Source organism: Cellulomonas avistercoris, assembly GCF_014836445.1.
In the GTDB taxonomy this organism is placed as follows: Bacteria; Actinomycetota; Actinomycetes; order Actinomycetales; family Cellulomonadaceae; genus Cellulomonas; species Cellulomonas avistercoris.
This window is the reverse complement of record NZ_JACSQV010000001.1, coordinates 410,418-418,138: the sequence shown is the minus strand read 5'-3', so window position 1 is coordinate 418,138 and position 7,721 is coordinate 410,418. Positions and strand designations below refer to the sequence as shown.

9 protein-coding genes are annotated in these 7,721 nt (G+C 75.0%); 4 read left to right on the top strand and 5 right to left on the bottom strand.

Annotated elements, in window-relative coordinates; genetic code table 11:
* Positions 1 to 68: 68 nt before the first annotated feature.
* Positions 69 to 317, bottom strand: coding sequence for a DUF5703 family protein (locus tag H9657_RS01930; RefSeq protein ID WP_191779743.1), 249 nt, complete (start codon positions 315 to 317; stop codon positions 69 to 71).
* A 101-nt stretch (positions 318 to 418) separates the two neighbouring features.
* Here H9657_RS01930 and H9657_RS01925 point away from each other — a divergent pair, with 101 nt between their 5' ends.
* Positions 419 to 709 carry a primosomal protein gene (locus tag H9657_RS01925; RefSeq protein WP_191779741.1) on the top strand — a complete coding sequence of 97 codons (291 nt, stop codon included), beginning with the start codon at positions 419 to 421 and terminating at the stop codon, positions 707 to 709.
* 34 nt (positions 710 to 743) lie between these two features.
* Here H9657_RS01925 and H9657_RS01920 read toward each other — a convergent pair whose 3' ends face one another.
* Complete coding sequence (locus H9657_RS01920; protein WP_191779739.1) at positions 744 to 1,700, bottom strand: aldo/keto reductase; 957 nt, start codon at positions 1,698 to 1,700, stop codon at positions 744 to 746.
* A 102-nt stretch (positions 1,701 to 1,802) separates the two neighbouring features.
* Here H9657_RS01920 and H9657_RS01915 point away from each other — a divergent pair, with 102 nt between their 5' ends.
* Entirely contained in the window at positions 1,803 to 2,693 is an 891-nt protein-coding gene (locus H9657_RS01915) for an undecaprenyl-diphosphate phosphatase (RefSeq protein WP_191779978.1), read from the top strand.
* Positions 2,694 to 2,699: 6 nt separating this feature from the next.
* Here the strand turns inward: H9657_RS01915 and H9657_RS01910 are convergent, their stop codons facing one another.
* A complete protein-coding gene (locus tag H9657_RS01910) occupies positions 2,700 to 3,773 on the bottom strand; it encodes a CorA family divalent cation transporter (RefSeq protein ID WP_318241230.1) in 1,074 nt (357 codons plus the stop codon).
* 50 nt (positions 3,774 to 3,823) lie between these two features.
* On the opposite strand from H9657_RS01910, the gene mshC reads away from it, so the two are divergent.
* The gene (gene mshC / locus H9657_RS01905; RefSeq protein ID WP_191779737.1) at positions 3,824 to 5,068 is read left to right on the top strand and encodes a cysteine--1-D-myo-inosityl 2-amino-2-deoxy-alpha-D-glucopyranoside ligase; all 1,245 of its coding nucleotides are present in this window, start codon (positions 3,824 to 3,826) and stop codon (positions 5,066 to 5,068) included.
* A gap of 31 nt (positions 5,069 to 5,099) precedes the next feature.
* On the opposite strand, the gene H9657_RS01900 is transcribed toward mshC, so the two are convergent.
* Entirely contained in the window at positions 5,100 to 5,957 is an 858-nt protein-coding gene (locus H9657_RS01900) for a PAC2 family protein (RefSeq protein ID WP_191779735.1), read from the bottom strand.
* Between the two features lie 217 nt (positions 5,958 to 6,174).
* Here H9657_RS01900 and H9657_RS01895 point away from each other — a divergent pair, with 217 nt between their 5' ends.
* Entirely contained in the window at positions 6,175 to 6,834 is a 660-nt protein-coding gene (locus tag H9657_RS01895; RefSeq protein ID WP_191779732.1) for an HAD family hydrolase, read from the top strand.
* Between the two features lie 14 nt (positions 6,835 to 6,848).
* Here H9657_RS01895 and H9657_RS01890 read toward each other — a convergent pair whose 3' ends face one another.
* Positions 6,849 to 7,703 (bottom strand): RecB family exonuclease, encoded by an 855-nt coding sequence (locus H9657_RS01890; RefSeq protein ID WP_191779974.1) that lies wholly within the window; start codon positions 7,701 to 7,703, stop codon positions 6,849 to 6,851.
* Between the last annotated feature and the right edge of the window lie 18 nt (positions 7,704 to 7,721).

Genomic DNA, 7,721 nt, shown 5'->3' with positions numbered 1-7,721 from the left:
CCCCCCCCCCCCCCCCCCCCCCCCCCCCCCCCCCCCCCCCCCCCCCCCCCCCCCCCCCCCCCGGGGGGTCAGCCCAGCGTCTCGGCGAGCGTGGAACGGACGCGGATGATCTTGCGCCGCAGCCACACGCGCCGCTCGCCGCCGGCGTAGAGCCGCAGGCGGGCGAGCTCCCAGCGTCCGTACTCGGCCTCGTCCGTGAGCATGCGCCGCGCATCGCTGCCGGACGTCGTCGCGGGGATGCGCAGCACGCGGTACTCCCACTGACCGCCGTGCGAGTCCCAGTCGCTGCGCCGCCGGCGCACCGTGCTGTCCGTCATCGTCCACCTCGTCCCGTCCGTCCGGGTCCCGGCGCCGTGCCAGGAGCGCCCTCGAGCGCCGCTGCGGTGCCATTGTGCCCCCGCGGCGCTACGGTCATCGCATGACCGTGGACCCGCGCGCCGCCCTCGACCGTCTGGTGGCCGCCCTGGAGGCGCACTACGCCGCCGTCCTGAGCAAGAAGGACGACGACGACCCCGCGGTCGACGACGCGTACGACGTGCTGGCCGACGCCTTCGAGGTGTACGACGACGCGCTCGGCACGGTGCACGGCGAGGCCACGCCGTTCTACCTCGGCGAGGACGACGAGGACGACGACGAGGACGACGACGACGACGACGAGGACGACGACGAGGACCTCGACGAGGACGACCTCGAGGTCGAGGACGCCTGAACCCCCGCGGGCCGCACGGTCCGCGAGGACCCGCTCAGCGCTCCGGGTAGCTCGCCTGGGGTGCGGTGATCTCGTCCAGCACGGCGACGATCTCGGGCGGCAGGCGCAGGTCGTCGACCGCGAGCGCACCGCGCAGCTGCGCGGCCGTGCGGGCGCCGACCACCGCGCTGGCGACACCCGGGCGTGAGGTGACCCACGCGAGCGCCACCTCCAGCGGTGTGCGGTCCAGGCCGGACGCGGCCATGACGACCGCGTCGACGACACCCGCCGCGTCGGCGGTCAGGTAGGGCTGCACGAAACCCGCGAGGTGCGCCGTGGCGGCGCGGGAGTCCGACGGGATCGTCCGGCGGTACTTGCCGGTGAGCACCCCGCGCCCCAGCGGCGACCACGCGAGCAGGCCCGCACCCAGCGACGAGCACGCCGGCAGCACCTCGCGCTCGACGCCCCGCTGCAGCAGCGAGTACTCCGCCTCCACGGCCGCGAGGCCCGGGTCGCCCTCCAGGAGCGTCGCGGCGCGCGCCACCTGCCAGCCGGCGTGGTTCGACAGCCCCACGTAGCGGGCCTTGCCGACCTGCACGGCGTGCCGCAGCGCCGAGACCGTCTCCTCCAGCGGCGTGCGCGGGTCCGGCGTCGCGAGCCACAGGTCGACGCGGTCGGTCCGCAGCCGGCGCAGCGAGGCGTCGAGGCTGTCGAGCAGCGCCCCGCGCGACGCGTCGACGACGCCACCGGCGCCCGTGCGCCGGACGCCCGCCTTGGTGCAGATCACCACGTCCTCACGGTCCGCGACGTCACCGAGCAGGGTGCCCAGGAGCTCCTCCGCACCCCCGTCGGCGTACGACGCGGAGGTGTCGACGAGGGTCCCGCCCGCCTCGACGAAGTCGCGCAGCTGGTCGGCGGCCTCGTGGTCGTCGGTGTCGCGGCTCCACGTCATGGTCCCGAGGCCGAGCGACGAGACGCGCAGGCCCGTGCGGCCCAGACGGCGGTGCTCCATGGGGCGTCACCCTAGCCGCGCGGGGCGGACGACCGGAGCCCGACGTGCCGTGCCATCGCGCCTGGCACGGCAGCGCTATCGTTGCGCCTCGTGGCAACGGGCATCGGTACAGGTGAGGCGATCTTCCTCGGGCTGGTCCAGGGGCTGACCGAGTTCCTGCCGGTCTCCTCGAGCGCGCACCTGCGCATCTTCGGCGAGCTCGTCGGGTCGGGTGACCCCGGCGCGGCCTTCACGGCGATCACGCAGCTCGGGACCGAGACCGCGGTGCTGCTGTACTTCCGCCGCGACATCAAGCGCATCGTCCTGGCCTGGTGGGCCGCCCTGCGCGGCGCCTACGGCACGGACTGGCGCTCGCGCGCGGGCATGCCGACCGGGCAGCCGTCGGACCGCGACGCGCTCATGGGCTGGTTCATCATCCTGGGCTCGGTGCCCATCGTCGTCCTGGGGCTCGCGTTCCAGGACGCCATCGAGCGCCCGTTCCGCAACCTGTGGCTCGTCGCGCTGACGCTCGCCGGGTTCGCGCTCGTCCTCGGCTGGGCGGACCGGCGCGGCGCCAAGACGCGACGACTCGAGGAGCTCACGCCCCGGCACGCGCTGGCGTTCGGGTTCTGGCAGGCGCTCGCGCTCGTGCCCGGCGTCTCACGCTCGGGCGGCACCATCACCGGCGGCCTGCTCATGGGTTACACGCGTGAGGCGGCGGCCCGCTACTCCTTCCTGCTGGCGATCCCCGCGGTGTTCGGCTCGGGCCTGTTCCAGCTCGTCAAGAGCGTCGGCGACTTCGGCCAGGCGGGCACGCCCGGGTTCGGGGCGACGCTCGTGGCGACGCTCGTGGCGTTCGTCGTCGGCTACGTCGTCATCATCGCGTTCCTCAAGATCGTCTCGACCTTCAGCTACGCGCCGTTCGTGTACTACCGCCTGGCTCTGGCGCTCGTCGTCGTCCTGCTCCTGCTCACCGGCGTCCTCGAGCCGGTGAGCGCCCCCGCCAACGCCTGACGGGCCTCACAGCCAGCCCGAGCGCCGGAACGCACGCCACAGGAGCAGGCTCGTGACGGCCATGGTCGCGAGCGCGAGCGGGTACCCGATCGTCCAGCTGAGCTCCGGCATGTGCCGGAAGTTCATGCCGTACACGCCCGCCACGAGGGTGGGCACCGCGATCATCGCCGCCCACGCGGAGATCTTGCGCATGTCCTCGTTCTGGCGGACCGAGACCTGGGCGAGGTGGACCGCGACCATGTCGCCGAGCAGCCCGTCGTGACCGTCGAGGTGCCGGTCGATGCGGTCGACCGCGGTCTGCACGCGGCGGAGCCAGGCGGGGGAGCGGCGCGCGTGCTCGGCCCAGGCGTCGTCGAGCTCGGGCAGGAGCGCGCCGACCGGCCCGACCGCGCGACGCGCCTCCGCGATCTCCCGCTTGAGGTCGTAGACGTCGCCCAGGACCTCGCCCGACGCGCGGGGCGAGAAGACCGTGCGCTCGATGCGGGACACCGCGTCACCGATCTCGAGCTCGACGTACCCCGCCGTCTGGACGAGGACCAGCAGCATCGCCGCCGCGACCGCGTACGCGCCCTGGTCGGGGTCGGGGACGTCGTCCTCGAGCCTCGCGGCGACCGCCGCGAGGACCCCCGCGTCGCCCTGCTCCGTCATGACGACCAGCCCGGGGCACAGGACGCACGTGACCCAGCCGGTCTGCACGTCGCCCGTGCGCGGGACGAACGCGAGGGTCGGGGCGGTGAGCACGACCTGGCCGCCCGCGCCGCGGTCCAGCCGTGCGTGCGGACGGTCGCTCGGGCCCGCGTGCAGCACGTGCCGGTCCAGCAGCAGAACCGTGTGGGCGTCGGTCGCCAGGGCGTGGGTGACCGCGACGAGCCCGTCGAGGTCGTCGGTCACGACCCACGTCGCACGCGCGTCCTGCGGGAGCGCGGCGACGTCGGGGCTGCCGCCGTCGCGCACCCGGTGCCAGCCGTCGGACCGCTCGATCCACACGCGCGCGCCGGGAAGGCCGGCGGCGTGCGGGGTGCGGGGCGTCGGTCCGCCGGATGTGCCGCTGGTGGGACCGGACGTCGACTCGGGTGTCACGCGCCCATTGTGCGTCGGAGACGCCCGGCCACGCCGGTTAGGCTTCCGAGGTGCTCACCTGGCCCGCTCCGCAGATCCCTCGACTGCCCGGGACCGGCGAGCCGGTCCGTGTGCTCGACACCTCCACCGGCCAGGTCGTCGTGGCCGCGCCGGGGCCCGAGGCGCGGCTCTACGTGTGCGGCATCACGCCGTACGACGCGACCCACCTCGGCCACGCCTCCACGTACGTCGCGTTCGACGTGCTGGTGCGTGCGTGGCGCGACGCCGGGCAGCGCGTCACCTACGCGTCCAACGTCACCGACGTCGACGACCCGCTGCTCGAGCGTGCCACGGCCACCGGCGTCGACTGGCGCACGCTCGCGGCGGACCAGACGGCGCTGTACGCGTCCGACATGACGGCGCTCGGCGTCGTCCCGCCCGACGTGTACCGGGGTGTCGTCGAGTCCGTCCCGCAGGTGGTCGCAGCCGTCGAAGCCCTGCTGGCGCGCGGAGCGGCCTACCGGCTGCCGTCGCCCGACGGTGGCGACGACGTGTACGCCGACCTGTCCGCGGACCCGGCGTTCGGGTCCGTCGCGGGGCTCGACGAGGCCGCGATGCTGGTGCTGAGCGCCGAGCGTGGCGGTGACCCCGACCGGCCGGGGAAGCGCTCGCCCCTCGACCCGCTGCTGTGGCGCGCGGAGCGGCCGGGGGAGCCGGCGTGGGACGCGCCCGGTCTGGGTCGCGGCCGTCCCGGGTGGCACATCGAGTGCTCGGTGATCGCGCGTGACGGTCTCGGTGTGCCGTTCGACGTCCAGGGAGGCGGGTCGGACCTCGCGTTCCCGCACCACGAGTGCAGCGCGTCGCACCTGCGCCTGCTGGACGCCGGGGAGTCGGCGCGCGCGCACGTGCACACCGGGATGGTCGGCTACGAGGGCCACAAGATGAGCAAGTCGCGCGGCAACCTCGTGCTCGTCTCGCGCCTGCTCGCCGACGGGGTCGAGCCGATGGCGGTCCGCCTCGCGGTGCTGGCGCACCGCTACCGCGAGGACTGGGAGTGGACCGACGAGGGGCTGGTGGCCGCCCGGCAGCGGGTGGTCACGTGGCGCCGGGCGCTGGCCGGCAACGGCGGCCCGGACGCCGCACCCGTCCTCGCAGGGATCCGTGCGGCGGTCGCCGACGACCTCGACACGCCCCGCGCGCTGGCCGTCGTCGACGCCTGGGCCGCTACGGCGCTGGCCGGCCAGGTGCGGTTCCACGAAGGGGCGCCCGGCCTGGTCGCCCGCGCGGTCGACGCACTGCTGGGCGTGCGGATGTGAGGTCGTCCGCGGGTGACCGCGGGACCGCCTGTCAGCCGCCGGTGCCCTTGTCGCGACGGCGCAGGTAGCGCTCGAACTCCTGCGCGATCGCCTCGCCGCTCGCCTCGGGGAGCTCGGCGGTGTCCTTGGCCTCCTCGAGCTGACGCACGTACTCGCCGATCTCGGAGTCCTCGCCGGCCAGCTCGTCGACGCCGAGCTGCCACGCCGTCGCGTCGTCCGGCAGCTCGGCCAGCGGCACCGGCTCACCGATGAGCGCCTCGATGCGGTGCAGGATCGCGAGGGTCGCCTTGGGGGACGGGGGCGCCGCGACGTAGTGCGGCACGGCCGCCCACAGGGACAGCGCCTGCATGCCGCGCGCCGCGGCCTCGTGCTGCAGCACCCCGACGATGCCCGTCGGCCCCTCGTAGGTGTTGGGCTCCAGCCCCATGAGGTCGCGGACGTTCGCGTCCTCGCTGGTCGCGTTGACCGGGATGGGTCGCGTGTGCGGCACGTCGGCGAGCAGCGCGCCCACCGTGACGATGGTGCGCACGCCGAGACCGGCCGCGATGTCGAGCAGCTCGCCGCAGTACCGGCGCCAGCGCATCGACGGCTCGATGCCGTGGACGAGCACGACCTGACGGCCCGAGCGCGGCGTCGTCGCGACGGCCACCGCCGTCGTGGGCCACGTGATCTCGCGTGCCCCGTCGGGACCCAGGCCGACCACAGGCCGGTTCACCTGGAAGTCGTGGTAGTCCTCCGGGTCCAGCTCGTCGACCTGCTCGGCACCCCACACGTCGTGCAGGTGCTCCAGGGCCGTGGTCGCGGCGCTGCCCGCGTCGTTCCACCCTTCGAACGCCGCGAGCATGACCGTCTCACGGGCCGGCAGGTCGGGGGCTGCATGGTCGTTCACCGTCCCAGCCTAGGGCGCGAGCGCGCTCCCGGCCGGTCACCGCGGGCGTGGCGGTGCGCGCGGGTAGTCTCGTGCGATCCCCGTCCGACCCCGCACGCACCCGGAGACCACCCTGAGCACCCTCGCCGACCGCACCGCCGACGACGCCCGCCACGCTGCGCCGCCGTCCCCGGACGCCCCACCCCAAGGGGCGCTGCCCGCGGCGGTGCTGTGGGACATGGACGGCACGCTGATCGACACCGAGCCGTACTGGATGGCGGCGGAGATCGAGCTCGTCGAGGCTCACGGCGGCGTGTGGACCCGGCAGGACGCGGTCGCGATGATCGGCAGCTCGATGGAGGTCTCCGCTGGCCTGCTGCAGGCGGCGGGCGTGGCGCTGTCCGTCGCGGAGATCGCCGACGCGCTCAACTCCTCGGTGCGCGCGGCGGTCGCGGCCGGCATCCCGTGGCAGGCGGGCGCGCACGAGGCGCTGCGGGCCCTGCACGCGGCCGGTGTGCCGCTGGCGCTCGTGACGTCGTCGTTCGAGGTCGTCGCGGCGCCCTTCGCGCAGACGGTCGGCCTGTTCGACGTCGTGGTCAGCGGCGACACCGTGACGCGGCCCAAGCCGCACCCGGAGCCGTACCTGACGGCCGCCCGGCTGCTGGGCGTGGACATCGCGGACTGCGTGGCCTTCGAGGACTCCCGCTCCGGGCTGGCGTCCGCGGTGGCGAGCGGCGCGCGGGTCGTCGCCGTCGACTCCCACGTCGTGCTCGACCCGCCGGCCGGGGTGTCGCGCACGTCGACGCTGGAGAGCTTCGACCTCGAGACGTTCGCGCGCGTGGCCGCGGGGGAGACGCTCGACCTGCGAGTCCCTCAGGGCGGTCCGCGTCCGGTCTGACGCCGGAACCGGCGTCAGGCGGCCGGCGCGGGCGTGACACCGATCGCCCGCTGCACGGCGCCCTCGGGGACCGGCGGTGGTGTCCCGCCGAACGAGGGGCACCGGTCGCGGAACGAGCACCAGTCGCACAGGCGCGACGGGCGCGGGCGCCAGTCGCCCGAGCGAGCGGTGTCCTCGATGCCCGCCCAGATCGAGCGCACCCGCGCCTCGAGCGTGTGCATCTCGGACTCGGTCGGCTCGTGGCTGACGACCACCCCGTCGCCGAGGTAGGCGAGCTGCAGACGCTTGGGCAGCACGCCGCGCGACCGCCACACGACGTACGCGTAGAACCGCATCTGGAACAGCGCCGAGCTCTCGAACCCGGCGCGGGGGGACCGGCCCGTCTTGTAGTCGACGACGCGGACCCAGCCGTTCGGGGCGACGTCGACCCGGTCGACCACGCCGCGCAGTCGCGGGCCGTCCTCGAGGTCGTGGAGCACCTGCAGCTCGCGCGCGCGGGGCTCGAGCCGCGTGGGGTCCTCGAGCGTGAACCAGGTCGCGAGCAGCCGCTCCGCGCCCGCGAGGAACTCCACCCGCTCGGCGTCGGTGGTGTGCAGGTCGGCGCAGCGCGGGTCCTGCTCGAGCTGCTCGGCCCAGCGCTCCGGCAGGGCGGCGCACGCCGCCTCGAGCGTCCGCTCCTCGGCGGGCAGGTCGAAGAGCTTCTCGAGCACGGCGTGCACGAGAGTGCCGCGGGCGGCCGCGGGTGACGCCGGCTCGGGCAGGCGGTCCACGACCCGGAAGCGGTACAGCAGCGGGCACTGGAGGTAGTCGTTGGCGCGCGACGGCGACAGGCCCGGCACGCGCGGCTCGCGGGCCGGGACGCTGACCACGTCGGCCTCGCCGTCCCT